The organism is Planctomyces sp. SH-PL62 (assembly GCF_001610895.1).
Classification (GTDB): domain Bacteria; phylum Planctomycetota; class Planctomycetia; order Isosphaerales; family Isosphaeraceae; genus Paludisphaera.
Genome location: NZ_CP011273.1, coordinates 2,943,601 through 2,967,988, shown reverse-complemented (window position 1 = coordinate 2,967,988; position 24,388 = coordinate 2,943,601). Strand labels below are relative to the sequence as shown.

The window sequence follows — 24,388 nt, the reverse complement described above, 5'->3', positions numbered from 1 at the left end:
CCCCAACGGAGGAATAACCCGATGGCCGAATCACGTTTCCTATATGTGACCTACATCCGCACCACGCCCGAGAAGCTGTGGCAGGCGCTGATCGATCCGGAGTTCACTCGGCAGTACTGGGTCGAGACGTGGCAGGAGTGCGAGTGGAAGCCGGGGGCGAGCTGGAAGCTCGTCGGCCCGACCGGGAAGGTGCCCGACAGCGGCGAGGTGCTGGAGATCGATCCGCCGAACAAGCTGGTCCTGTCCTGGAAGCATCACATCACCCCGGCGGCGGCCCACGAAGCCCCGACCCGGCTGACGTACACGCTGGAGCCGCAGGGCGAGGCGGTGAAGCTCACCGTCCTCCACGAGAGCGAGGTCCCGGACTCGAAGGTGATCGGGGCGGTGTCCCAGGGCTGGCCGCACATCCTGGCCAGCCTCAAGAGCCTGCTGGAGACCGGCGAATCCCTCGAAGCCACCCGGAAGTGGCCGCAGGGGATGTGATCCGAGATCGATCGCACGCCTGATAAGCTGACGAATCGAACGACATCCTTCCCCCCTCGCGGGGGAAAACCGTTCATACGGGGGCGACGAGCACCCACACCGCCGGAATCCGGGTTCGGACCCGAACGTCCTTCCCCCGCAATGGATGAAGGCATAATCGCTCTAGCATCCCTTCTCCCCTCGAGGGAGAAGGCGCCGCGCAGCGGCTGATGAGGGGGCGACGAGCGCGAGGGCCGTCGCCTCTTCGGTCCGTCCGCCTTGATGGTTCCCCTCCTCCGGCCCTGCGGGCGACCTTCCCTCACCAGGGGTGAAAGCATAATCGCTCCTGGCTTTGCGGTACTCCGTCACCAGGTATGGCTCATCGGCGGGGATGTCTCGCCCTCATCCCCCTCGCGGGCCCGTCGCCGGAGGACGTCGGCGCGGGCCCGGATCGCGACGCGGTAGGCCACGCCGTAAAGCCAGCTCGACAGGGCGTCGCCGTCTCGCAGGGTCCGACCCTTGCGGACGAGGACCAGGAACGTCGCTTGGAACGCATCCTCCACGTCGGCCGGGTCGCGAAGATAGCGGCGGCAGAGGGCCAGGACCGGCGGGCCGTGACGGTCCACGATCGCCTCGAAGGCGGCCTCGTCGCGCTCGGCCAGATACCGATGCAGGAGCCGGGCGTGCCCGCCGGGCGCCTCCACGCCGTCGCGGAGCAGCCGCTCGACCTCCCGACCCACCCCTCGTCGATCCCGAGACATCGTCACGCCCCCTTCCCGAAGGTTACTGCGACGCGACGGGGTTCCAATCCCGATTTCCCGGCCTTTTGCCTCCATTTCTCCCGACCGGGCCTCTCCAATCCAGGAACCCGACGCATCGTTTCCTGTAGACTTCACGAACCGAAGGATACGCCTTCGGGGTCGAGCCGGTAGACGACCGACCGAACGACCTACGAAAAGTGGACGAACGAACCCAATTTCCGAAGCCGAATCGCACCGCAAACCCAATCCCTAATGAACCTTGCAGCCGACGGCTTCCTTCTCGCGGGATCGCGAACGAACCCAATCGCCGGGACTGAGCCGAGCGGCCTCGATCCGGGGCGCGACGGCATGGGGAGTTTCCGACTTGCGATCCACGGGGTCGGCCCCTAGACTGACACGGTACGACGTTCGTCGGAGCGTCGTCGGATTCGGATCATCGTCCAGTCGCGAGGGGGGCGGGCCATGGTCGGCTTGAGCGAGTTGGAGAGGCCGGTCGGTCGGGTGTATCGTCGACTACGGTTCCAGCGCTTCCTGGGGGCGACGGTCTGGGCGTGGGCCGGGACCTTCCTGGCGGCGGCGGTCGCGATCGGGGCGTTCAAGGTCCTGAATCGGCCGCTCCCCTGCCCCGACTGGGCTCCCTTCGCGGCGGCGGCCGGCCTGGGGCTCCTGATCGCGGCCCTGGTCGCGGCCCTGACCGGGCCGAGCCGGCTGGACGCGGCGACGGCCCTGGATCGGGCGTTCCACCTGCACGAGCGGGTCAGCTCGGCCCTGACGCTGCCGGAGGAGTCCCGCGAGACCCCCGCCGGCCGCGCCCTCGTGGCCGACGCGATCCGGCGGGTCGAGACGCTCGACGTGGCCTCGGCGTTCGGGCTCCGGCTCCCGCGTCGGGCCTGGGTCGCCGGGATTCCGGCCCTGCTGGCGTTCGGCCTCCTGTTCGTCCCGGCCTGGACCCCCGGCTCGGTCCGGGCCGCGGCGGCGACCAGGTCCGTCGCCCCCGAGGTCGTCGCCAAACGGACGGAGGCCCTCGCCAAGAAGGTCGCCGCCCGCCGCGAGGCGATCGACAAGGACAAGTTCCCCGAGGCCGAGAACCTGCTCGCCGAGATCGAGAAGAAGTCCAACGAGCTGGCCAAGGCCCCCCCGGCCCAGAAGGACAAGCTGCTCGTCGAGATGAACAAGCTCAGCGACGCCCTCAAGGACCGGCAGAAGCAGCTCGGGACGCCGGAGCAGGTCGCCAGGCAGCTCCAGCAGCTCAAGGAGATGGGCGAGAAGGGACCGGCCGACCAGCTCGCCAGGGACCTCGCCCGGGGCGACCTCGCCAAGGCGATGGAGCAGGTCAAGGAACTCCAGGAGAAGCTCAAGTCCGACAAGCTGACGGAGAATGAGAAGAAGGCCCTGGAGAAACAGCTCGGCGAGGCCGCCAAGAAGCTCGCCGACGCCGCCGACATGGCCGAGCGCAAGAAGCAGCTCGACGAGGCCCGCAAGAACGGCGGCCTCAGCGAGGAGCAATATCAGCGCGAGATGGAGAAGCTCCAGCAGCAGGCCAAGAACCTCCAGCAGCTCCAGAAGCTCGCAGAGAAGCTCGGCCAGGCCCAACAGGCGATGCGGGAGGGAGACTGCAAGAAGGCCGCCGAGGCGATGGGCGACGCCCGCCAGCAGCTCTCCGAGATGGCCAGGAACATGGAGGAGATGCAGGCCCTGGACGACGCGCTGGCCGAGGTGATGGACGCCAAGAACGGCATGACCGAGGGCTTGAACCAGTTCGGCGAGTCGATGGGCATGAACGACGGGTTCTCCGACCGCCGCAGCAACTCCGCCAACGCCAGCGGCCGGGGCCGGGGCGCCGGCGACCGCGCCGAGGCGGCCGACGACACGTCCACCTACAAGACCAAGACCGCCCAGCAGATCCAGAAGGGGAAGGCCGTCTTCCAGGGCTTCGCCGAGCCCGGGAAAGCCGTCAAGGGGGAGTCCCGCATCGACGTCCAGGCCGAACTCGAAGCCGCCTCCGCCGGCACGGCCGACGCCCTCTCCAACCAGCGGGTCCCCAAAAGCGTGGAGCGCCACGTCCGGTCTTATTACGATCAGCTCAACAAGGGGCGGCTTGGGGGGCCTTCGGAGTAAGGCCACGAGGAGACAAGGCTTCAAAGAGCGAAGCCATCGATTAGAATCGTTGCGGCCCCCTCGGAGGCAAGCAGGCCGTGCTCAAGCGCGAAACAGTTCTCGCTGCGATCGCTTCCCTGATCGCAGCTCCCTGCATCGCCCTGATCGCACGGGGCTGCCAGCCGACCGACCGGTTCCCTGACGATTTCTCGCCTGCTTATCGCAGCTATCTAGCCGACCAGTTCAAGAAATACAAGGCCGGCAAAGCCTCCGAAGTTGTAAAGGTCAAAATCCTCGACTCCGTATTCAATGTACATCTAGTAGATTCCGGCAGGGGTGAAATCCATGGATTCGCTCCATATCACGGCGACCCCATACACCTGTGGGTTCTCACAGACGAGTACGAGGTTTTCGCTTACAACGACGAGGCGATCTTCTTGAAAATCGGGCTGAAGTCTTTATCGAAATTTCGATAGCCTGCTTGATATTCCAGTTCACTTCACGGCAAGACCTCGACCCGACCGACCCATCGAGACCGAGACATGGAAGCGATCGACCAGTACATCGAGCGGCTGAGCGACCCGGCCGTCCGCGCAGAGCACCGCAGGCTGAACGCCGTCGGCGAGAGCGGCCCCGACGTCGACCACGGCAAGAAGGCGACCGCAAAGCTGGTGGCCGCCGCCGAGGAGGCGCTGGGCGTTCCCCTGCCCCCCAGCTACAAGAAGCTGGTGACGACCACCGAGCCCTATGACAATTTCCCGATCTACTGGGTCCTGGGCTCCGACGTCTACGGCGGCGACGTCGTCTCGATCAACGACCCCGCCCTGAAGGCGGCCCCGGCGCACCTGATCACCTTCGTCGAGACCGACGAGGGGGACGAGTTCTGCTTCGACACCCGCCGCGCCGACGCCCGCGGCGAGTACCCGATCGTCCGGTTCGACGGAGCCGACGCCGAGACGGTCGCCAAGGACCTCGGGGAATTCCTCCTGGCGAGGCTCCCCAAGGCGGGACCTTCCCGTTGAAAGCGCCGAGGCCGCGCCGGGGCGTGCGTCTCGAAAGCTCGGGCGGAGCGAACGACGCCCTTCCCCCCTCGCGGGGGAAGGTGGCCCGATGGGCCGGATGAGGGGATGACGAGCAAGACGGCCGTCGGCGTCTCGGGCGGCCGGACTGCGAACCCCGACGGCGCTCGTGCTGGTCCTCCCCCTCATCTAACCCCTATGGGTCTGTCTTCCCCCGCGAGGGGGGGAAGACCGTCATGAGGAGGCAGCGGGCTTCATGGTCCACCCCGGGCTCGGGATGCGACGGCGGTCCTCCCCCTCCTCGCGGACGATTCGAGCAGCCGACGGTTTCCGGGCTCGTCGCCCTCGCATCCGGGGAAGGATGTTCTTCGGCCCGTCGGCCCCTTCCCGAGGCGGACGCTCAGAGCCCCTCGCTGTTGCGGCCCCGGGGCTTCTGGATGTCCAGGATCATCCGGCCGCGCTTGAAGATGGAGACGGTGCCGGTGGACTGGGAGACGCAGACGGCGATGGCCTCGGTGGTGACGGTGATGGCGGCGCCGGCCTCGTGCCGGGTCCCCAGGCCCTGGGGGAGCGGCTCCTCCAGCTTGCCCCGGGGGGCCAGGTACCGCGCGGCGCAGAGGACGACGCCGTCGCCGCGGACGATGTAGGCGCCGTCGATGGCCGAGAACTCCTTGATGGTCTCCTCCAGCCGGGGGTCCAGGATGTTCCGCTCCTCCTCGGGATAGCCGTGGAAGGGGTTGAACACCAGTTGATGGCTTTGCGCCAGCACCTTCTCGCAGTCGCCGACGATGAAGAGGGCGCCGACGGGCCTCCCCTCGCGGCCCTCGACCCCCAGCTCGCTGGCGACGTTGAGGATCCGTTCGAAGACGGCCGGGCCGACGTCCGGCGGCAGCGGGTCGGCCGCGCCGGCGCTGAACAGCTCGATCTCGGTCCCCATGTCCAGGACCATGATCGTATCCAGAGACCCCGATCGGTCGACGCCCGTCAGGCAGAGGATCCGGTCGCCGGCGTGCACCAGGTCCTCGGCGGCGGCGACCAGGGTCGCCACCTTCACCTGCCCGGCGCGGGTCATGGCGATGTCCGGCAGCTGGACGACCCGGCAGACGTCCTTCAATTCCTCGGGCGGGCTGAAGCCGCACCGTCGCGAGACCAGGATGATCCGGAAGTTGACGTCGTCGATCAGCGCCCGGAGGTCCGCGTCTTCCTCGACGACGTCGGCGTGGAGCAGCACGACCCGCGCGCCGACTTCTCGGGCGATCGCGTGGGCGTGTCGGACCATGCTGCGCGTGAGCGTCTTCATGATTGCGGGCCGTCGTTTCGCTTCGCCGAGGGCGGAATCGGGTCGGGTCGGATCGGGTTCAGGGTCGGGCGGGGGCGGGGGAGAACTCGACGGCCACGCCGAGAATCCCCAGGTCGTCGTACCAGTCGGGGTTCCCCTCGATGCCCGTCTGCTCGATGCGAAGGACGTTGGCACCGGGGCGGAGGGCGTCGGCGGGGATCGGCAGGCGGATCCGCTCCGGGGCCTCGTTGAGGCCGGAGATGTGCCGATTGAGATAGTCGACCCGCCGGCCGTTGATCGCGAGGTAGGTCTTCAACTGGCCGCGCCGGATGTAGTCGGAGAACGGCAGGCCGGTCGCCTCCCCCACGACCCCGACCACGTCGAGGACCGCGAAGGCCGGGCCGGAGTCGATCGCGTCGGCCGGCACTTCGAACGGGCGTTCCAGCACGCCCCCCTCGGGCGAGGGGGGGTCGAGCAGCGGCGGCGTGGTGGAGACCTCGTCGCCCAGGTGGTGGGAGCAGGGGTCGAGGACCAGCCGCAGGCCGGGCTCCAGAACCAGGAGCCGGACCAGCCGGTCGCGGGGGATCGCGAGCGAGCCGGCGTAGGGGGTCTCCAGCGTGAGGGCCGCGTCCGAGAGCGCCGCGACGGCCCCCTCGGCGAAGTCGGGGGGGGCGTCCGGGTCGTCGCCGCCGGCGCGCCATTCGACCCTCGCCAGCGCGCCGGCGACGGGGGCCCCGGGGGCCGGGGCGCGGCGGAAGTAGAGGCCGGCGAGATGGCCCCAGTCCAGCTCGATCGGGCGGTCGTCCACCAGCATCGAGACCCGGTCGCGGTCGCCTCGGCGGATCGCCCCGAAGAACTGGTCGCCGATCACCAGGCGGGCCTCGTCCTGGGTCGGGTCGATCTCCAGGCTGGACGGGACCCGGGCGAACCGGGCGACCTGGATCGCGCCGACGTCGCCTCCCGGGCCGTCGTCGTCGGTCTCGCCGGCCGTCGCGATGCGGATCGACTCCAGCGGCCCGGCCGGCCCTCGGCCGTGGGCCAGGTCCTTGCCGTCGACGGAGACCTCGGTGCGGTCGTCGCCGAATCGGACGGTCAGCCGCCGCCAGGCGTCGGTGCGGACCAGCCGCTGGACGGCCAGCGACGGGCCCTGGGGGGTCTCGACCGCCAGGCTCTCCTCAGACCAGCCCAGCAGGACGCGAAGGCTCGCCGGACCTCCTGGGGCCCGGAACGTCAGTTCGAGCGTCCAGCGCCGGTCGGGGCGGATCGCGCCGTCGTCCCGGAACGTCAGCTCGACCCGCCCGGCTTCGAGCGGCTCGTCGAATCGGCGGGCGATCGAAGCCCCTCCCGCCGGCAGTCGCAGGGCCGACTCCCCGTTCTCGACCACGACCAGCGGCTTCCCCTCGACGTTCCAGGCGGAGGCGTCGAGCGCGTCGAAGCCCTCGGCGAGGATCCGAGCCTCCCCCAGTCGCTGTACGACCCACTGCGCCCCGGGCCGGCGGATCGAGACGGCCTCGGGCCGCCAGGGGACCGCCAGGGTCACGGAGTCCTCGGTCACAGCCCCGAGCGCGCCTGAGATCCGCCCGGACTCGCCCAGGCCGACCTGGAACAGAGGCGGGATCTCCGCCGGAGCGGCGGGGCCGGGCGCGAATTCGACCACGCCTCCGGGGCCGACCGGCTGGGCCTGCGCGGGCGAACCCGGCTCGCCGGCCGTCTCGAAGCGGAAGCCGGCCTCGGGGTCGAACCGCAGCTTCCCCTCGATGCGGGGTCCGCCGGGGCGTCCGAGCCGGTCGGGGTCGTCGGCCGAGGCGCGCGGAGGCGCGAAGCCGGCCGCCCCCAGGGTCCATAGGGCCAGGACGAGGGGCCGGAGCGACGCGAGGCCGATCTGGGCTTCCGGGTGGGCTCTCATATCCTCTGATTGTACGGCCCGCCTTTCACGCCCGACAAGCGTACGCCGGCGCCCCGTCGCCTCTCGCCGCGGAGATGGTTACCCTGGCGGTGACGTTCGCGATCAAGGCCCCCTTCGTCCCGCCCGCATTCCGACAAGGAGCCCCTTATGAAGCGTCCCCTCGGCGGTCGATGGTCGTCCGTCCTGAGCCTCGCCCTGGCCTGCCTGCTGATTTCGGATGCGCGGAGCCGACCGGCCCGCGGCGGAGAGACTGCGATGGAACCCGAGAAGACCTACCGGATCATCGTCTTCGGCGCCCACCCCGACGACTGCGAGCTGACCGCCGGCGGCGCCGCCGCGCGCTGGGTGGACGCGGGCCACGCGGTCAAGTTCGTGAGCCTGACCAACGGCGACATCGGCCACCACGAGATGTCCGGCGGCCCGCTCGCCCGCCGTCGCCGCGAGGAGTCGGTCCGGGCGTCGAAGATCCTCCGCGTGGAGTCGCAGACCCTGGACAACCACGACGGCGAGCTGATGCCCACCCTGGAGAACCGCAAGGCCGTCGCCCGCGCCATCCGCGAGTGGAAGGCCGACGTGGTCATCGCCCCCCGGCCCAACGACTACCACCCCGATCACCGCTACACCGGCGTCCTCGTGCAGGACACCGCCTACATGGTCGCCGTCCCCAACTTCTGCCCGGACACCCCGGCCCTGAAGCACAATCCGGTCTTCCTCTACGTCGCCGACCGCTTCCAGCAGCCGAACCCGTTCCGCCCCGACGTCGTCGTGCCGATCGACTCGGTGCTGGACCGGAAGGTCGCCGCCCTGGCCGAGATGGACTCCCAATTCTTCGAGTGGCTCCCCTGGATCGAAGGCTACGAGGCCGAGGTCCCCAAGGACCCGGCGGCGCGCAAGACCTGGTTCAAGGAGCAGGTCCTCAAGCGCTACGGCGCCTCCGCCGACCGCTTCCGCGACAAGCTCGTCGACCTCCTCGGCCCCGAGCGCGGCAAGGCCGTCCAGGCCGCCGAAGCCTTCCAGGTCTGCGAGTACGGCCACCAGCCCGACAAGGCCGAGCTGCTGCGGATCTTCCCCTTCTTCGGCGAAGACGCCAGGTAGCCCCGCGGCCCTCGCCCGAAGCCCCGGCCGTTCGATTCGCGGAACCGATCGGTCGGGCGGGGGTTTCATCCTCGGGGAGACATCACTTCGGGGAGACGCCGCCATGTTCCGATCGCTGGGGTTCGCAATGCTGGGGTTGCTCGTCGTCCGATCCGCGATCGCGGCGGGAGGCGACGACGACGGCGGCCGGAAATTGCGGGACGTGGCCTATGCCGACGCCGCCTCCACCCGGCTGAACGTCGACGCGCCGGCGGAGGGGGATCGGCATCCGATCGTCGTCTGGGTCCACGGCGGGGCCTGGCGGTTCGGCGACAAGGACTTCGTCCAGGAGCAGCCGAAGGCGTTCACGAAGCGGGGCTACGTCTGGGTCGGCGTCGGCTATCGGTTCGTCCCCGAGGTCACCTACAAGGAGCAGGCCGGCGACGTGGCGAGGGCCGTGCGCTGGGCGCGCGACCACGCGAAGGAGTTCGGCGGCGACCCCGATCGGATCTTCCTGATGGGCCACAGCGCCGGGGCTCATCTGGCCGCGCTGACCGCCACCGACGAACGCTACCTGAAGGCCGCCGGCCTGGACCTGGACGCCCTCTCGGGCGTGATCCTCCTGGACGGCGCGGGGTATGACGTCCCCCGCCAGATCCGCGAGTCGGTCCTCCCGCGCATCCGGTCGCTCTACACGGGCGTCTTCGGCGACGACCCGAAGGTCCAGGAGGACGCCTCTCCGATCCAGCACGTCGCCGGGGACAAGGGGATCGCACCGTTCCTCATCCTCCACGTCGGCCGGCTCGATTCGCGGACGCAGTCGAACGCCCTGGCCGCCAGGCTCCGCGAGGCGGGCGTCGAGGCGACCGTCGCCGCCTTTCCTTCCAAGACCCACATGACGATCAACCGCGAACTCGGCCGCCCCGGCGACCGGCCGACGCAGGTCGTCTTCGACTTCCTGGAGGCCCGCTGCAACCCCGAGCCGGCCGCCGCGCGGGCCGAATGACGCGCGGACGCCGTCCGGGCGCGGCACGCAATTCGCGGCGAATCCGCCGGCCGAGCGTCCGCGACGCGTGTCCGCGCGATTCGGCCCGCCGCCGCTTCGTCATCCGGGCGCGACTTCCATGAAGAATCTCTTCCGCGCCGCCCTGGCGGCGGTGATCCTCGCGGGCCTCGCCGCGCCGGCGGGCGCGTGCCCGGTGTGCAGCCGGCCGACGGGCCGGGCGGTGCGGGCCGGGATCCTCGACGGCCGGCTCGGCCTCAACCTGCTGGCCGCGACGCTGCCGTTCGGCGTCTGCCTGGGGGTCGCGGCGGCCGTTCATCTCATGCCGCGCGGGGGGTCCGGCCGATGAGCGAACCGGGCGCGCTCGACCGCCGGCCGATCCTCTCGTCGGGCCTCCTCCTGGGCGTGGGGATGGGGGGCTTCGTCGACGGGATCGTCTTTCACCAGATCTTGCAGCTCCACAACATGCTCTCGGCCGTCCGCCCGCCCACCACGGTCGTGAATCTCGAGATCAACATGTTCTGGGACGGCCTGTTCCACGCTTTCACCTGGATCACGACCGCCCTGGGCCTGGCCCTGCTCTGGCGCGCCGGGCTGCGGAGCGACGTGGCCTGGTCGACCCGGACCTGGCTCGGGGCCATGGCGATGGGCTGGGGCCTGTTCAACCTCGTCGAGGGCCTTGTCGACCACCACCTGCTGGGCGTCCACCACGTCGTCGAGGGGCCCGGCCACCTCACGTGGGACATCGCCTTCCTCGGCGCGGGCGTCGCGCTGCTGATCCTCGGCCTCGGCCTGGCCCGCTCGGGCCGGGGAGACGCGACGGCCCGTCCCGCCCCGAGCTGATCCCGAGCCCGGACGATGGGGCCGATCCGCGTTCCGAATCGGCGGATCGGTGCATCGTCATGGTAGGGGGCGTTGCGCCCTCACGGCTCCTTGGCAATCCGCCGACGGAAGGTCGAACGGCGCGTCCGAGGCCTCGGCCGCACCGCGAAAGCCGCCGAACGAAGCCAATTCCACGCGCCGAAACCTCGCCGGAAGTCCTGGCCCTATCTCGGTTTGCCGCCGATCGGCCCGTTTCGAGGCCGGCGTGAACGAACCCAATCCGAGGGCCTGCGGACGCCGGAACGCCCGACCCGGGCGCGACGTGCGAAAACCGCCGAACGAAGCCGATTCCCGGGTCGGCTTTCAACACGCAAAATCTTATTTCAACATGCTTTACGTCCGATGGCTTCGTTCGACGCGGGTCCGATACGAACCCAATTTCTCAGGCGAGCAGTTCCTTGACGACCTTGGCGGGGTCGACGCCGGTGAGCTTCTGGTCGAGGCCCTGGTAGCGGTAGGTGAACCGCTCGTGGTCGTAGCCGAGGAGTTGCAGGACGGTGGCGTGGAAGTCCCGGACGTGGACCGGGTCCTTGACGATGTTGTAGCTGAAGTCGTCGGTCTCGCCGTGGATCATGCCGGGCTTGGAGCCGCCGCCGGCCATCCACATGGTGAAGCAGCGCGGGTGGTGGTCCCGGCCGTAGTTGTCTTTCGAGAGGCCCCCCTGGCTGTAGATGGTGCGGCCGAATTCGCCGCCCCAGATGACCAGGGTGTCGTCGAGCATGCCACGGGCCTTGAGGTCCTGGATGAACCCGTAGCAGGCCTGGTCGACGTCCTTGCACTGGCTGGGCATCCGGCCGCCGAGGTTGCCGTGGTGGTCCCAGTTGTTGTGGTAGATCTGCACGAACCGGACGCCCCGCTCCAGCATCCGGCGGGTCAGCAGGATCGAGTTCGCGAAGCTGCCGGGCTTGCGGGCGTCCTCGCCGTAAAGCTGATAGGTCGACTCGGGCTCGCCGGCAGTGTTCGTCAGGTCGGGGACGCTCGCCTGCATCCGGAAGGCCAGCTCGTACTGCTCGATCCGGGTGCGGGTCTCCGGGTCGCCCAACTGGCGGTGGTTCATCTCGTTGAGGGCGCGGATGCCGTCCAGGGTGTTCCGACGGATCTCGGGGGGGACGCCCGGCGGGTTGTTGATGTACAGGATCGGGTCGCCCGCGCTGCGGAACGAGACCCCCGCGTGTTCGCCCGGCAGGTAGCCCGACGACCAGAGCCGCGCCGAGATCGCCTGGATCTGCTCGGTGTTCGACGGCCGCGCGACCAGCACCACGAAGGTCGGCAGGTCGTCGTTCAGCGAGCCCAGGCCGTACGAGACCCACGACCCCAGGCAGGGCCGGCCGGGGATCTGGTTGCCGGTCTGGAGCATCGAGACGGCCGGCTCGTGGTTGATGGCCTCGGTGTGCATGCTCCGGATGAAGCACAGGTCGTCGACCATCTTCGCCGTGTAGGGGAGCATCTCGCTCACCCACATGCCGGACTGGCCGTGCTGGGCGAACTTGTACTTGGACGGGGCGATCGGGAACCGGGCCTGGCCGCTGGTCATCGTGGTCAGGCGCTGGCCCTGGCGGATGGACTCCGGCAGGTCCTTGTCGTACCAGTCGCCCATCGCCGGCTTGTAGTCGAACAGGTCCATTTGCGAGGGGCCGCCGACCATGTGCAGGTAGACGACCCGCTTGGCCTTGGGGGCGAAGTGGGTGGGGATCGGCGGCATGCGGTCGGCGATCCCCCCGGGCGTCGCGACGTCGCCGGCCGCCGCCCGCGAGACCAGGCCGTCGCGGGCCAGGAGCGACATCAGGCTGGCGAGACCGACGGCGTCGCCGCCGCGTCGGAAGAACCGCCGGCGGGTCTCGGACAGGGCGTACTCGTCGAACGGATTCATGATCGGTCCTCGCTTGCGCCTGGATCGGTTGATTCGTGGTTCGCCGCCGCGCCCTTCCCCCGCGAAGGGGGAAAGGGCTTACGGTCGTTTACTTGTTGAGGGCCTCGTCGAGGTTGAGCAGCTGGTTGGCGATCATGGTCCAGGCGGCGGCCTCGACGGGGGCGAGGTTGGGGTCGCGAGGGGACTCGCCGACGGCCAGGAGCTTCTCGGCGTCCTCGGCGTGGGCCTGGTAGTAGGCGGCCAGGCGGTCGAGCGACTGGCGGAGGACCGAGGCTTCCTCTTCGCGGAGGGGCCGGGCCAGGGCGCGCCGGGCCAGGGCGTCGACGCGGGATTCGAAGTCGGGCGAGCCGGCCAAGACGCGCTGAGCGAGCACCCGGGCGGACTCGACGAACTGGGGGTCGTTGAGGGTGACGAGGGCCTGGAGCGGGGTGTCGGTGCGATCGCGCCGGACGGTGCAGACCTCGCGGCTGGGGGCGTTGAGGATCTCCATCGAGGCCGGCGGCGCGGCCCGCTTCCAGAAGGTGTAGAGGCTGCGGCGGTAGAGCCCGTCGCCGGAGTCGGCCTTGTAGTTCCGGGTGTTGCTCTCGGGCATGGCGACGGCCTCCCAGACCCCCTCGGGTTGGTACGGCCGGACGCTCGGCCCGCCGATCTTGGCGACGAGCAGGCCCGACGCCGACAGGGCGTAGTCGCGGATCATCTCGGCGTCCATGCGGAACCTCGGCCCTCGCGAGAGGAGCCGGTTGGCCGGGTCGGCCTCCAGCTTCTCGGGGGTCGCGGCGGCCGACTGGCGGTAGGCCGACGAGGTGACCAGGAGCTTGAAGAACCGCTTCACGTCCCAGCCGGACTCGCGGAACTCGACCGCCAGCCAGTCGAGCAGCTCGGGGTGGCTGGGGGTCTCGCCGCTGATCCCCAGGTCGCCCGTGGTGCGGACGAGCCCCTGGCCGAAGATCTCCTGCCAGAAGCGGTTGACCGTCACGCGGGAGGTCAGGGGATGCTCGGGGCGGAGGAGCCATTGGGCGAACCCCAGCCGGTTGCGCGGGAGTTCCTCGGGCATCGGCGGCAGGGCGGCGGGCGTGGCGGCCTTGAGCGGGTCGCGGCGCTGGTCGTACTCGCCCCGGAACAGCAGGAAGGCGGCGGCCTCCTCGGACTTCTCCTCCGTCACGAAGGCGACCGTCCCCCGGGCCTTGATCGCGCCCTGTTCGGCCTCCAGAGCCGCGAGCTTCGCGCGAAGCTCGCGCGAAGCCGGGTCGCGGGCGGCGAGCCACCAGGCGAACAGGGCGTCGGCCTCGGTGGCGGGACGCTGGTCGGCGGGCCTGGCCAGGAAGGCCCCGGCGCGGCCGAAGCCGGCGAGGTCGGCGACCTCCGCGTCGGCGAGCGCCCGGCCGTGGATGCGGACCTCGGCGATCCCCACCTCCGGAATCCGCGCCGAGGCGTGGCGACGGCCGACCTTGAGCGGGACGTCGGTGCGGATCGTCTCCTTCAGGCGGTCGGCGGCGGCGACGGTCGCCTGGGGCTTGCCGTCGACGTAGATCTTCACGCCCGACGCCTTGCCCGAGCCGTCGTAAGTCATGAACACGTGCGTCCACGTCTCGGTCGGGATCTCGTCCCGCGAGACCGCCTTGAGGGCGTCGTCCGGCCACTGGTGGACGATGTGGGCGGCGACCTTCTTGCCCTCGATCCAGAGGTCCCAGCCGCGATGGCCGTGCGGGTCGTCCATCCGGGCGAGGACCGAGCCGGTCGCGCCCGCCTTGGGGAGCTTGATCCAGGCGCCGAAGGAGAACGCCTGGTCCTTCTCGAAGTCGCCGATCGCGGTCGACTCGAACGCGACCTGGGGCGAACCCTCGCCCCGATCGGGGAGCCCGGCGCTCAGCCGGAGGTCGCCGGCCGGCAGCGCGGCGGCGACGGTCTCGGCCGTCTGGGAGGCGAGCCAGGCGTCGAACTCGTCCCGGGCGGCCTGCGAACGGGCGTCGACCTCGGCCTTCGCCGCGGTCAGGAGCGCGGGCAGGGCCTCCCACCGCGAGGCGTCCTCGGGACGGGGGACGGGGATGATCGGCGCCGAGTCCTTGACGTTGCCGTCGAAGGCCGGCTGGGTCGAGTTGTTGAAGAAGGCCGAGAGCTCGTAGAACTCCTTCTGGGAGATCGGGTCGAACTTATGGTCGTGGCAGACCGCGCAGCCGACGGTCAGGCCGAGGAAGACCTGGCCCACGGTCTCCGTGCGGTCGCGGGTGTAGCCGACGAGGTTCTCCTCGGCGATCGTCCCCCCCTCATTCGTCGACATGGCGCAGCGGTTGAAGCCCGAGGCGATCCGCTGGTCGAGCGTCCGGTTCGGCAGGAGGTCGCCGGCGAGCTGCTCGATCGTGAAGCGGTCGAACGGCATGTTGGCGTTGAGGGCCTCGACGACCCACTCGCGGTATGTCCACATCTCGCGGAAGTTGTCGAAGTGGTAGCCGTGGGTGTCGGCGTATCGGGCCGCGTCGAGCCAGTAGCGGCCCCGGTGCTCGCCCCAGGCCGGCGACCGCAGCAGGGCGTCGACGTACTTCTCATACGCGTCGGGCGAGGCGTCGGCGACGAACGCCTCGACTTCCTCCGGGTTGGGGGGGAGGCCGGTCAGGTCCAGGCTCGCCCGCCGCGCGAGGGTCCGGCGGTCGGCCTCGGGGGCGGGCTTGATCCCCTTCGACTCCAGGGCCGACAGGATGAAGGCGTCGATGGGCGTGCGGCCCCACGAGGCGTCGGCGGTCTTCGGCAGGGCGGACCGCGTGGGCGCGATCAGCGACCAGTGGGCCTGGTATTCGGCCCCCTGGGCGATCCAGCGCTTCAGGACGTCCTTCTGCTCGGCGGTCAGCGTCTTGTGCGACCCCGGGGGGGGCATGACCTCGTGCTTGTCGTCGGTCTCGATGCGGGCGACGAGGCTGCTCGCCTCCAGGTCGCCGGGCTCGACGGCGCCCATCTCGACGGCGGCCTCGCGCACGTCGAGCCGGAGGTCGGCCTTGCGGGCGGCGGAGTCGGGGCCGTGGCAGGCGAAGCAGTTCTCGGCCAGGATCGGCCGGACGTCGCGGTTGTAGACCACGGCGTCGTCGGCCCTCGCCGGCACGGCCGACGACGCCAGCGCCAGCGTCCAGGCCAGCGCCGCGGCGATCGCGCGGGGCGCGACGAGGCGGGCGGCGGAGATCCCCTTCGGTCGGCTCATTTCTGGTCTCCCTCGATGCGGACGATCGCGGCGCGGCGGGGGTTCGGCGGAGGGGGCGGCTCCCGGAAGACGGGGGCCTGCCGGGCGATCGGGGATGCCGGCGGATGATGTCTGATCTGCACGCACGACCGGGTCGGGAAGGCCCGCGCCCGGCTCGGTCGTCGGGGCGGGGTCCGCGAACCCATAATCGTCCATCTTATCCTAACATGCCTTCCCGCCGCCACCCGAATCCCTCCGGGGCGCCCCGTCGCTCGCGGGTTGAACGGGCCCCGGCGATGGGGTCCAATAAACCTCCTACCGCCCCCCGCGCGACCGTGAAGCCGGGGGCTCGGGGCGCGGAGCCGCGCCTCCCGACGATCCCCGCCCGACAGGAACCCCACCGATCATGAATCCCCTGCGCCTCGCCCTTGCGGCCCTGATCCTCCTCGGGACGGCCTCCCAGGCCACGGCGGACGACTCCCGCACCGAGCCGACCGGGCCGATCACGAAGACCAAGAACGTGATCCTGATCATGTCGGACGGACTCCGCTGGCAGGAGGTCTTCTCGGGCGCCGACCCCGCGCTCCTCAACAAGAAGGATGGCGGGGTCGCCGACGTCGAGGCGACCAAAAAGGCCTACGACCGCGAGACCCCCGAGGCCCGCCGCGAGGCCCTGCTGCCGTTCCTGTCCACGGTCGTCGCCAGGCAAGGGCGGCTCTACGGCGACGCCGGCAACGAGGGCCGGGTGACCAACGGCAAGAACTTCTCCTACCCCGGCTACAGCGAGGTCTTCACCGGCTTCGGCGACCCCCGCATCGACAGCAACGACAAGTTCGACAACCCCAACGTCACCGTCCTGGAGTGGCTCGACGCCAAGCCCGAGTTCCGGGGCAAGGTCGCCGCGTTCGGCTCCTGGGACGTCTTCCCGTACATCCTCAACCGCAACCGCAGCGGGCTCAAGATCGTCGCCTGCTGGGAGCCCCCTTCCGGCGAGGACCTGACCCCGCAAGAGAAGCTGCTCGGCGAGGTCAACTCCAAGGTCCACCGCCTCTGGGCCGGATGCGGCTACGACGTGTTCACCTTCCACATCGCGCTTGAGAACCTCAAGCGCGAGAAGTCCCGCGTGGCCTTCATCGGCTTCGGCGAGACCGACGAGTTCGCCCACGCCGGGCGCTACGACCAGTACCTGGACTCCGCCCGCAAGTTCGACGGCTACGTCGAGACCCTGTGGAACACGCTCCAGAGCATGCCGGAGTACAAGGACTCCACGACCCTGATCCTCACCACCGACCACGGCCGAGGCGACGCCCCGTCCGACTGGAAGCATCACGGCGAGAAGGTCAAGGGCGCCGAGCGCATCTGGGTCGGCGTCCTCGGCCCCGACACGCATCCCCGAGGGGACGCGGAACTCGCCCCGGCCGACCAGAACCAGATCGCCGCGACCCTCGCCGCCCTGCTGGGCGAGGACTACAACGCCTACCAGCCCAGGGCCGGAGCCCCCATCTCATCGGCCTTCGCCGCCCCCTGATGCAGCCGATCCGCCGTCGCCGAACTCCCCTCCGCTCGGGAGGGGGCGGCGACCCGGACGGGCGGGAAGGGCACGACATGGAGAAGCGCGAGGAACTGCACCGCAAGGCCGTCAAGAAGGCCGAGTCGCGAGGGATCTCGACGACCGGCGAGGGGGGCTACGCCCGACACGTCCTGCTCTGCCTGGGGACGAGTTGCTGCGGCGGCGAGGACCATCGCGAGGTCGGCCGGCGGCTCGACAAGCGGCTCGGCAAGCTGGAGAAGGAAGGCGTTTACGTCTATCGGACCCGCGTGCAATGCCTGAGCTTCTGCCAGGCCGGGCCGGTCCTCGTCGTCTACCCGGACGGGGTCTGGTACCACTCGGTGACGGTCGAGGTCCTGGACCGGATCATCGACGAGCACCTCCTGGGGGGCCGGGTGGTCGCCGAGTACGCCTTCGCCCGCAACCCCATGAACGAAACGACGCCGGCGCGCCCGGGGGGCGAGTCGGCGTCTTGATGAGGCGAGGAGGCCGCGCGGCCTCCCCCGCCCTGACAGGTCTGGGCGTCCGCGACGCGGGTCATCGAGGGATCACATACCTCGGCGCGGCCTGGGGAGCGTATCCCGGCGTCACGTACTGGTATTGCTGGGGCTGGACGACGGATCGCACCGCGTCGACGTATCGCGAGGCGGTCGTCGGCTGTCGATAGACGACGCCCGGCTGGGTCGGCGCGTAACCGTTGTACGCCCGATTGTACTGTTGATACTGCGTGGGGTAGACGGCTTGCGGCTGCACATAGCCGTTGGCGGTCGGCTGCGCATATTGCGTCGGATAGACGGCCTGCGGCTGCACATAGCCGTTCTGGGTGTACGTGTAGGCGGGCTGCTGCGTCACCCATCGTCCGGAGGTCGGCGAGTAGGCGTTGGGGGCGGCCTGCTGATACGGCTGGGAGTAGCCGGGGTAGGTGGTCGGCTGGCCCGAGATCAGGTTGGAGATGGCGTTCAGTCGGACCGCCGTCGGGTTCTGCACGACCCCTTGCGCCTGGGCCGAGGCCCCTCCGCCGATCCCGCAAGCCAGCAAGGCGGCCGCCCCGATCCCCAGGGCCTTCGCATGGATGATTCTCATCGGTCGCTCCTTCTCGGTCGCTCTCGAATCGCAAGCTCGCCCGCCGTCGACCGCGACGGTCGGAGACTTCCGGCGGGCGTCGGATGATACTCTCGCATTCGGGATGCCAGAGTGGCCGAACTTGCGTAAGTCAAAGGCGACACGATCCCCATCGGCGTCGATGGGGCGATCCGAGTGGACCGGGAGGATGGGGGGGGATGGCCTCAGTTGGGGAGGGACCACATCACCGGCCCCTGGGGGCCGAAGCTCGGCGCCAGGTTATAAAGGGGCTGGGGCTGGATGCCGATCCCGCTCCGAAGCTGAGGCGTGGTCGGAGAAAGCCGGGGCACTTTGAAGGAGTTCTGGAACGCCCCCCCCTGCTGGGGCGTCTGGTACTGGTTGAAGACCGGCGGGCTGGAGGGCCAGCCTTGCCCGTAATATCCCTGACCGTAGAAGCCCTGGCCCGAATAATACTGCGAGCCGACTCCGCCGAAGCCCGAATAACTCCCGACGCCGTAGTAGAAGCCGTTGGGCTGGAAGGTGTTCCAGCCCCCCATCGCCGAGCCGCCCCAGCCGTCGACCGCGAAGTCGGGAGACTGCATGACGAACCCTTGCGCCCGCGCCTCGGCGGCCGCCGTGGTCAGCACCAGGGCCGCGCCGATCGCCAGCATGGTCCTTCGTGTTGCGCTCATCGCTCGCTCCTCATCTCGATTCGGGACGGCGCCCCCACGGCCCGTCCCTCGATCACCGTGGTTGAGCGATTATACGGAAGCCGCCAAGAATCGTGGCATGCGAACGCTCGAAAAGTTCATAGATGTGGAAGGGAGGCGGGTGCGGGGCTCGCCTTGACCCCGGGGCGGCGGGGGGCCAGAGTGGACGGAGGTGGAGCATCACGAGGACCCGCAAGCGGGGAGGACGGCCGATGGGCGCGGAAGCGACGGTTCGGTTCACGGTGAACGGCCAGGCGCGGGAGGTCGCGACCGACCCCGAGCGGACGCTTCTGGACGTCCTGCGGGAGGATCTCGGGCTCCTCGGCACCAAGTACGGCTGCGGCGAGGGCCTCTGCGGCGCGTGCTCGGTCCTGGTCGAGGGCCGGCGGATGAACGCCTGCCGCACGGCCGTCTCGAAGGTCGAGGGCCGATCGGTCGTCACCGTCGAGGGGCTCGCCAAGGGCGAGGCGCTCCACCCGGTGCAGGAGGCGTTCCTGGAACTCGGCGCCTATCAGTGCGGGTTCTGCACGGCGGGGATGATCGTCTCGGCCGTGGCCCTTCTGGACGCCAACCCGAGCCCCACCGACGCCGAAATCTCGGCCGGGATGAACCGGAACATCTGCCGTTGCTGCAGCTATCCCAAGATCGTCAAGGCCGTGCGACGGGCCGTCGAGCTGGCCGGGGGAGGCGTGCGATGAAGGCCCGAGAAGACTGGAAGGTCGAGGCCTTGAAGGCCGCCGGCGTGGCCGCCGACTACGACGAGGCGGTGGACCTCGTCCCCTACCGATTCGACGAGGCCGACGCGTTCGAACCCAGCCGCCGGGGCGTGCTGAAGGCCCTGGGCGCGGGGCTGCTGATCGCCGTCGCGGCCGACGCGGCCCCGGCGAAGGCGAAGGGGGAGGAGCCTCCCCGGCGTCGAGGAGGGGGCCGCGGCGGCCCCTTCGGCCGGGGCGCGGCCACGATGGCGGCGCGGCTTCATCTCGGCGAGGACGGCTCGATCACCGTCATGACCGGCAAGGTCGAGTGCGGCCAGGGCGCCCGGATGGAGCTGGCCCAGGCCGCCGCCGAGGAGCTGCGCGTCCCGTTCGAACGCGTTCAATTGATCATGGGAGACACCGAGGCCGCGCCCGACGACGGCGGGACCTACGGCAGCCTCTCGACCCCGGCGACCGTCCCGGCGATCCGCCTGGGCTGCGCCTCGGCCCGCGAGCTGCTGGCCGCCTCCGCCGCGAGGCGATGGGACGTCGACGCGGCCGAAATCGTCGTCGAGGAGGGCCGGGCCCGCCACCCGAAGAAGGCCGACGAGGCCCTGGCCTACGCCGACCTGGCGCGCGACCCCGAGGCCGCCCGCGCGATGGCCGCGGCGGTCGCCCCGGACGTCGCCCTCACGCCGGTCTCGGCCTGGAAGGTGCTGGGCCGGTCGATCGCCAAGCCGACCGGTCGAGACATCGTCACGGGCGCGCACGTCTATCCGTCCGACGTCGTCCGCCCCGGCATGCTCCACGGCAAGGTCCTCCGCGCCCCGCGCTACGGGGCCTCGCTCACGGCGGTGGACCTCGCGCCGGCGAGGGCGATGCCGGGCGTCGTCGCGGTCCGCGACGGCGACTTCGTGGGCGTCGCCGCTCCCACCGCGGCCCGCGCGCAGGCCGCGCTCGACGCGATCGCGAAGACCGCCGAGTGGACCGCACCGCCGCACCCGTCGAGCGAGGACCTGCCGAGGTTCCTGCGCGAGCACGCCCAGGGGGGCCTCCCCGACCGCCCGATCTTCGAGGAGGGGGCGAAGGGGCTGAAGGCGTCGTATGACGTGGCCTACATCCAGCACGTCCCCATGGAGCCCCGCGCGGCGGTGGCCGAGTGGGAGGACGGGAAGGTCACGGCCTGGGTCGGCACCCAGACCCCGTTCCCCGTCCGCGGCGAGCTGGCGCGGGCCTTCGGCCTGGCCGAAGACCGCGCGCGGGTGATCGTCCCGGACTTCGGCGGCGGCTTCGGCGGCAAGCACTCCGGCGAGTACGCCGTCGAGGCCGCGCGGCTGGCGAAGGCGGCGGGCAAGCCCGTCCGGGTCGTCTGGACCCGCGCCGAGGAATTCGCCTGGGCCCAGTTCCGACCCGCCGCCGCCATCGAGATGGAGGCCTCGCTCGACGCCGAGGGCCGGATCGCGACCTGGCGGCACCTCAACGTCAACTCGGGCGGCGGCTCGGTCCAGACGCCGTATCGCGCGGGCCGGGCCGATTGCCGCTTCCTCCAGTCCGATCCGCCGCTGCGGCACGGCTCTTACCGGGCCCTCGCCAGCACGGCCAACACCTTCGCCCGCGAGTCCTTCATGGACGAGCTGGCCGCGCTCGCCGGCCGTGACCCCCTGGCCTTCCGCCTGGCGAACCTCGACGAGCCCCGCCTCCGCGACGTGCTGGCCGAGGCCGCCTCGCGGTTCGGCTGGGAGGCGCGGTCGAAGGCCGGGGAGCCCGGCAAGGGGGTCGGCCTGGCCTGCGGGCTGGACAAGGGGGGCTTCGTCGCCGCCTGCGTCGCCGTCTCGGTCGACCGCAAGGACGGGACGATCACCGTCGACGAGGTCTGCCAGGTATTCGATTGCGGCAAGATCCTCAACCCGGAGAACCTCCGCACCCAGGTCGAAGGGGCGATCGTCATGGGCCTCGGCCCCGCGCTCACGGAGGCGATCGCCTTCCAGGACGGCATGGTCACCAACGGCTCGTTCCGGGACTACCGCGTCCCCCACTTCGCCGACCTGCCCAGGCTCGACGTCCACCTCCTCGACCGCCCCGACGCCCCCTCGTCCGGCGCGGGGGAGACCCCGATCATCGCCGTGGCCCCGGCCGTCGCCAACGCCGTCTTCGCCGCGACCGGCGTGCGCGTCCGTGCCATGCCGATCCGCCTCCCCGCCCCCGAGGCCGCGGGGAAATGATGATAATGTTCAAACACTCCTCACCTGACACCACCGCCCCAAGGGGGCCGGGAGACGGCGATCGGGGTGCCACGGGGTCTCTGAACCCGGGGATCGGCGTCGGGCCGGTCCCGAGCCGTCGTCCCGATCCCCGGCCGGCCCACGGGTTCGCGGAACCCGTGGCGCCCGAAGGCCTTCCGCCGGAACTCGCTGAAGGTCGAGTGAGGAACCCCATATTATTGAAGGTGAATTCCCCGAAGGAATTGGTCGATTTCCTTGACGGGACGATTCCACAAGATGTATAGCATGTCATGTATGAATGAGGCTTGGGGGGCCTGCGCCGATTCCGGCCGCCCCCCCTCCGATTCCGGGAGGCGCCGAACATGATCGCCGCATGGTTGCTGGGTGGAGCGTTGTGCCTGGCCTCGGGCGTCGACGAGGGCGCCGAGCCCGGCGGGCCCGACCGCGCCGCGTACGAGGCGGCGAAGGCCGCGGCGGGGCGCGACGCCGACGCCCACGTGCGCCTCGCCCTCTGGTGCGAGGCGCACGGGATGGCGGCCGAGAAGTCCACCCACCTCAACCGCGCCGTCCTCCTGGCCCCCGACCACGCCAGGGCGCGCGGGCTCCTGGGCTACGTCCAACGCGACGGCAAGTGGATGCGGCCCGCCGAGGCCGCCCGCGCCGTCGAGGAATCGCCCGAGCAGCAGGCCCTGATGCGCGAGTACCTGGAGCGTCGCGCGAAGGCCCGCGACGGGGCCGACGACCAGTACAAGCTGGCCCTCTGGTGCGAGGAGAACGGGCTGACGCTGGCGATGACGGCCCACCTCCACCGGACGCTCCAGCTCGACCCCGGCCGCGAGGGCGCCTGGCGTCGGCTGGGGTTCAAGAAAGTCGGCTCCCGCTGGGTCAACCCGGACGTCGAGGCGGCGATGAAGGCCGAGCGCGAGGCCCAGGCGAAGGCCGACCGCGCCTGGCGGCCGAAGCTGGAGAAGCTCCGCGACGCCCTGTCGAACAAGAGCCGCGACAAGCGGGCCGAGGCCCAGGCCGCGCTCGCGGCGATCGAGGACCCCCGCGCCGTCCCCTCGATCTGGCAGGTCTTCGCCCGGGGGGGCGACGAGAACCGGCAGCGGATCGCGGTCGACGTCCTCGGCCGCGTCGAGGGCTCGGGCGCGTCGACGGCCCTGGCCACCCTGGCCCTGTTCAGCCCCCACCCGGCGGTGCGCTCCGACGCCTCGGCCCTGCTCATCCGCCGCGACCCCCGCGAATTCGCGGGCCTGCTCGCCGCCTCGATCCGCGACGAGGTCAAGTACAAGGTCAAGCCCGTCGACGGCCCCGGCTCGCAGGGCGAGCTGCTCGTCGAGGGGGAGGACGCCCGGGTCCGCCGCTTCTACCGGCCGCTCCAGAACCCCACGCTCCTCCCCGGCGACCAGGTCGGGACGGACGCGAACGGCAACCTCGTCGCCAACCGGCCGCTCGGGAGCTACGTCGGGCCCATCGTCTCTCGGGACGACGCGGCCTCGTTCGCACTCGGCCTGCCCACGGCGGGGGTCTTTTCGCCGCTCGGCGGCATGGGCTATGACCCGATCACGGGGCTCCCGATGGTGTCGGGAGTCGGGGCCTTCCAGACCTCCCAGCAACGCCCCGACGTGGCCGCCGCGACGCTTGAACGGGCGGGGGTGCCCTCGGGCCTGAGCCAGACGGTCGTGGGCCGGATCGCGGACTCGCAGGCGAGCGTGAGAAACGCCTTCGGCGCGATGCAGCTGTACGGCAACACCCTTCGTCCGATCTACCAGGAGTCGCTCCAGATCCCGCTCCAGCAGATGATGGCCGAGGCCCAGACGTCGGCCCTGGTGGCCCGCGAGCAGCTCGCCCGGGACGTGGCCGACATCGAGGCCCACAACGCGCCGATCCGGGACGTCAACGAGCGAGCGACGACGATCCTCAAGACGGTCAGCGGCGAGGACCGGGGCGACGACCGCCAGAAGTGGATGAACTGGGTGCTCGACCTGCAAGGCTACGGCCAGCCGTTCCGGGCCCAGTCCCAGCCGCCGGCCGAGGTCGTCGAGCAGGTGCCGATCGCCTTCCAGCCCCAGTCGGTCGCCTTGCCGACGACGTCCGTGGTCGGCTACCGGATCGGCCCCTCCTGCTTCGCCGGGGGGACGCTCGTCCGCACCCTGCGGGGCGACCGGCCGATCGAGCAGATCGAGCCCGGCGACCTGGTCCTCGGCCAGGACACGACCACGGGCGAGCTCCACTACAAGCCGGTGGTCGAAGTCCTCCACAACCCGCCCAACTGGACCTACGCGATCGACCTGGGCAGGGAGACCGTGCACCCCACCGGCATCCACCGCTTCTGGAAGGCGGGACACGGCTGGGTCATGGCGCGGGACCTCAAGCCCGGCGACCGCCTCCGCACCGTGGGCGGCACCGTGGAGGTCGTCTCGGCCGAGAAGGAGAAGGTCCAGCCGGTGTTCAACCTGCTCCTCTCCGGCGGCGACAACTACTGCGTCGGCTCGCTGGGGCTCATCGCCCACGACAACGGCTTCGTCGAGCCGGTGGCCGCCCCCTTCGACGGCGTCCCGGCCACCGCCGAACTGGTCGCGGCCAAGAAGCCCTGACCTGGACCGAACTGCGGCTCGCGGATCGAGCGTT

General features: G+C 70.6%; 20 protein-coding genes. 13 read left to right on the top strand and 7 right to left on the bottom strand.

Annotation, left to right across the window (positions count from 1 at the left end):
- Positions 1-21: 21 nt before the first annotated feature.
- The gene (locus tag VT85_RS11490; protein ID WP_068414891.1) at positions 22-483 is read left to right on the top strand and encodes an SRPBCC family protein; all 462 of its coding nucleotides are present in this window, start codon (positions 22-24) and stop codon (positions 481-483) included.
- A gap of 344 nt (positions 484-827) precedes the next feature.
- On the opposite strand, the gene VT85_RS11485 is transcribed toward VT85_RS11490, so the two are convergent.
- Entirely contained in the window at positions 828-1,223 is a 396-nt protein-coding gene (locus tag VT85_RS11485) for an RNA polymerase sigma factor (RefSeq protein ID WP_156512816.1), read from the bottom strand.
- A 462-nt stretch (positions 1,224-1,685) separates the two neighbouring features.
- On the opposite strand from VT85_RS11485, the gene VT85_RS11480 reads away from it, so the two are divergent.
- From VT85_RS11480 to VT85_RS11475, 3 genes are all read left to right on the top strand, one after another.
- On the top strand, positions 1,686-3,341 hold the full coding sequence (locus VT85_RS11480) for a hypothetical protein (protein WP_197491228.1): 1,656 nt from the start codon (positions 1,686-1,688) through the stop codon (positions 3,339-3,341).
- Between the two features lie 77 nt (positions 3,342-3,418).
- Positions 3,419-3,796, top strand: a complete 378-nt coding sequence (locus VT85_RS27575; protein ID WP_156512815.1) for a hypothetical protein — start codon at positions 3,419-3,421, stop codon at positions 3,794-3,796.
- Positions 3,797-3,862: 66 nt separating this feature from the next.
- Positions 3,863-4,342, top strand: a complete 480-nt coding sequence (locus VT85_RS11475) for an SMI1/KNR4 family protein (RefSeq protein ID WP_068414884.1) — start codon at positions 3,863-3,865, stop codon at positions 4,340-4,342.
- A gap of 397 nt (positions 4,343-4,739) precedes the next feature.
- Here the strand turns inward: VT85_RS11475 and VT85_RS11470 are convergent, their stop codons facing one another.
- Both VT85_RS11470 and VT85_RS11465 read right to left on the bottom strand, forming a co-directional pair.
- Complete coding sequence (locus tag VT85_RS11470; RefSeq protein ID WP_068414881.1) at positions 4,740-5,639, bottom strand: DNA integrity scanning protein DisA nucleotide-binding domain protein; 900 nt, start codon at positions 5,637-5,639, stop codon at positions 4,740-4,742.
- A 58-nt stretch (positions 5,640-5,697) separates the two neighbouring features.
- Positions 5,698-7,524, bottom strand: a complete 1,827-nt coding sequence (locus VT85_RS11465; protein ID WP_068414878.1) for a hypothetical protein — start codon at positions 7,522-7,524, stop codon at positions 5,698-5,700.
- Positions 7,525-7,671: 147 nt separating this feature from the next.
- On the opposite strand from VT85_RS11465, the gene VT85_RS11460 reads away from it, so the two are divergent.
- From VT85_RS11460 to VT85_RS11445, 4 genes are all read left to right on the top strand, one after another.
- A complete protein-coding gene (locus VT85_RS11460; protein WP_082858534.1) occupies positions 7,672-8,619 on the top strand; it encodes a PIG-L deacetylase family protein in 948 nt (315 codons plus the stop codon).
- Positions 8,620-8,722: 103 nt separating this feature from the next.
- Positions 8,723-9,604, top strand: coding sequence for an alpha/beta hydrolase (locus VT85_RS11455; protein ID WP_197491227.1), 882 nt, complete (start codon positions 8,723-8,725; stop codon positions 9,602-9,604).
- A gap of 118 nt (positions 9,605-9,722) precedes the next feature.
- Entirely contained in the window at positions 9,723-9,950 is a 228-nt protein-coding gene (locus VT85_RS11450) for a hypothetical protein (RefSeq protein WP_068414875.1), read from the top strand.
- On the top strand, positions 9,947-10,444 hold the full coding sequence (locus tag VT85_RS11445) for a DUF2243 domain-containing protein (RefSeq protein ID WP_068414872.1): 498 nt from the start codon (positions 9,947-9,949) through the stop codon (positions 10,442-10,444). The genes VT85_RS11450 and VT85_RS11445 overlap by 4 nt, the downstream gene beginning before the upstream one ends.
- A 421-nt stretch (positions 10,445-10,865) precedes the next feature.
- On the opposite strand, the gene VT85_RS11440 is transcribed toward VT85_RS11445, so the two are convergent.
- Together VT85_RS11440 and VT85_RS11435 are read right to left on the bottom strand one after the other, a co-directional pair.
- Positions 10,866-12,353, bottom strand: a complete 1,488-nt coding sequence (locus VT85_RS11440) for a DUF1501 domain-containing protein (protein WP_068414869.1) — start codon at positions 12,351-12,353, stop codon at positions 10,866-10,868.
- 88 nt (positions 12,354-12,441) lie between these two features.
- Positions 12,442-15,540 (bottom strand): DUF1553 domain-containing protein, encoded by a 3,099-nt coding sequence (locus tag VT85_RS11435; RefSeq protein WP_082858533.1) that lies wholly within the window; start codon positions 15,538-15,540, stop codon positions 12,442-12,444.
- A 385-nt stretch (positions 15,541-15,925) separates the two neighbouring features.
- Here VT85_RS11435 and VT85_RS11430 point away from each other — a divergent pair, with 385 nt between their 5' ends.
- Positions 15,926-17,047, top strand: a complete 1,122-nt coding sequence (locus VT85_RS11430) for an alkaline phosphatase family protein (protein WP_068414866.1) — start codon at positions 15,926-15,928, stop codon at positions 17,045-17,047.
- Positions 17,048-17,124: 77 nt separating this feature from the next.
- The gene (locus tag VT85_RS28445) at positions 17,125-17,544 is read left to right on the top strand and encodes a (2Fe-2S) ferredoxin domain-containing protein (RefSeq protein ID WP_197491226.1); all 420 of its coding nucleotides are present in this window, start codon (positions 17,125-17,127) and stop codon (positions 17,542-17,544) included.
- A 61-nt stretch (positions 17,545-17,605) separates the two neighbouring features.
- Here the strand turns inward: VT85_RS28445 and VT85_RS11420 are convergent, their stop codons facing one another.
- Positions 17,606-18,151 (bottom strand): hypothetical protein, encoded by a 546-nt coding sequence (locus VT85_RS11420; RefSeq protein WP_068414860.1) that lies wholly within the window; start codon positions 18,149-18,151, stop codon positions 17,606-17,608.
- Positions 18,152-18,354: 203 nt separating this feature from the next.
- Positions 18,355-18,822, bottom strand: a complete 468-nt coding sequence (locus VT85_RS11415) for a hypothetical protein (protein ID WP_156512814.1) — start codon at positions 18,820-18,822, stop codon at positions 18,355-18,357.
- 230 nt (positions 18,823-19,052) lie between these two features.
- Here VT85_RS11415 and VT85_RS11410 point away from each other — a divergent pair, with 230 nt between their 5' ends.
- The 3 genes from VT85_RS11410 to VT85_RS11400 all read left to right on the top strand — a co-directional run bounded on the left by VT85_RS11410 (position 19,053) and on the right by VT85_RS11400 (position 24,354).
- Entirely contained in the window at positions 19,053-19,538 is a 486-nt protein-coding gene (locus tag VT85_RS11410) for a (2Fe-2S)-binding protein (RefSeq protein ID WP_068414854.1), read from the top strand.
- Positions 19,535-21,757 carry a xanthine dehydrogenase family protein molybdopterin-binding subunit gene (locus tag VT85_RS11405; protein WP_068414851.1) on the top strand — a complete coding sequence of 741 codons (2,223 nt, stop codon included), beginning with the start codon at positions 19,535-19,537 and terminating at the stop codon, positions 21,755-21,757. The genes VT85_RS11410 and VT85_RS11405 overlap by 4 nt, the downstream gene beginning before the upstream one ends.
- Before the next feature lie 362 nt (positions 21,758-22,119).
- Positions 22,120-24,354 (top strand): polymorphic toxin-type HINT domain-containing protein, encoded by a 2,235-nt coding sequence (locus VT85_RS11400; protein WP_156512813.1) that lies wholly within the window; start codon positions 22,120-22,122, stop codon positions 24,352-24,354.
- The last annotated feature ends 34 nt before the right edge of the window (positions 24,355-24,388 follow it).